This window comes from Corallococcus sp. CA041A, from assembly GCF_003612075.1.
Taxonomy (GTDB): domain Bacteria; phylum Myxococcota; class Myxococcia; order Myxococcales; family Myxococcaceae; genus Corallococcus; species Corallococcus exiguus.
Map to the genome: position 1 here is coordinate 1 of NZ_RAWF01000535.1, position 1445 is coordinate 1445.

Genomic DNA, 1445 nt, shown 5'->3' on the forward strand with positions numbered 1-1445 from the left:
CATCCGCTTCCGGTTTAGCCGCCACTCCCGAGGGAAGCCTCACGTTTCCGCCGTTCGCGCTCTCGGCGCTGCTGGCGTGAGCGGGCCGTCACCTCGGCGATGAGCAGGATGCGCTCCTCCAACTGCTCCAGCGTCACGCCCCGGCTCATCATCGCATGCGACAGCAGCAGCGGGGCGCAGCGAGTCAGTGCCAGCACCAGGGCGAGCCGCCCTGTCGCCTGCACCTGGCCCGGCTCGCCTGCCTTCTGTTGCATCGACAGTTCCAGCAGGCGCGAGAGGGCCAGGGCAATCACCTTGGCGTACACCAGCGAGAGCACCGCGCCCGGCCGGGTGGCGCGCAGCGCCGACAGCCCCACGCCGGACTTGAGGGCTTTGAAGAGCAGCTCCACTCGCCAGCGCAACCGGTAGGCCTCGGCTACCTCGTGCGCCGTCAGCACGTCGCGGCCCACCGTCGTCAGGTACCAGCGCCGCTCGCCCTCCGGCCCTTCCACGGCCACCACGCGCGCGCAGGCCGTGCGCCCGTGCTTCTCCAACTGCACGTCCACGTCGATGACGCCGCCCTCCTCCTTGAGGACACCTTGCAGGAGTGCGTCAGTCAGGCGCATGCCACGCGCCCGCACGCGCTCGCCCTTGCCCACGTGCACCCGTAGCACCTTCGGGTCATGCTGGGCCTTGAGCCGCACCAGGAAATGAGCCCCGGCCTCAATCGCGTCGAGGAAGCGGCCGGTGTCCGTGTACCCCAGGTCCATGAAGGTGAGCGTGCCGGGACTCAGCGCCTCGTCGGGCAGGGCGCGCGTGTCCTGGGTGCGCTGCGGCGTCACGCCGTCCGCCACCGGCAACTCGTCCTTCAGCGACACCAGCGCGTGCCACTTGAAGGCGGCAGGCCTCGCCTCGCTGGTGGACGGGGCCCAGTCCGCTGCCAGCCGCTGCAGCAGTTGGCACGTGGAGTCGGCCACCTGCACGTCCGTGAACTCGTCCAGCAGGGCCCCCAACTCGTTGAAGGGCTTGTCCTCGCCGACGGCCTCTCGTACGGCCTGGACGGCTCGGCTCGCCACCTCCCGCATCAACTGCCCGAAGGCGTGGTTGAAACGCTCGAAGAAGGCGCTGGGCGACAGCTTCTGCCCGGTGAGCGCGATGTAATTGGCGAAGGCTGTCGTCTGCGTGCCGGGCATGGGCGTCACCGCGGCCACGGTGGACTCCACCAGCGCCACCAGGTCCACCTTGCGCTGGCGCTGCAGCGCCCCCAGCCGGCGCGCGGCCTCCAGGATGTCCTCGGCCGACACCAGTGCCCGCAGTCCCTCTGCCACCTTCACCCTCGGAGTGCTCTTCTTCATGCCAGGAGAATGTTCCTCGTCCCCCCGTTTCGACGGGCCTGCCTGCTCGGCTGCACCTATGTCTTTGATTCTGCTCTGCTTTTCTCCATCGCGTTAAACGGACGCGGATGG

At 69.1% G+C, this 1445-nt stretch carries 1 protein-coding gene; it reads right to left on the reverse strand.

Annotated features, from left to right (window positions below; genetic code table 11):
- Window positions 1–14: 14 nt before the first annotated feature.
- Complete coding sequence (locus D7V77_RS41970; RefSeq protein WP_120581729.1) at window positions 15–1334, reverse strand: IS4 family transposase; 1320 nt, start codon at window positions 1332–1334, stop codon at window positions 15–17.
- Window positions 1335–1445: the final 111 nt, after the last annotated feature.

Bases quoted from the DNA above. Each gene is read 5' to 3' on its own strand.
- D7V77_RS41970 (WP_120581729.1), bottom strand. From the start codon at position 1,334: ATGAAGAAGAGCACTCCGAGGGTGAAGGTGGCAGAGGGACTGCGGGCA.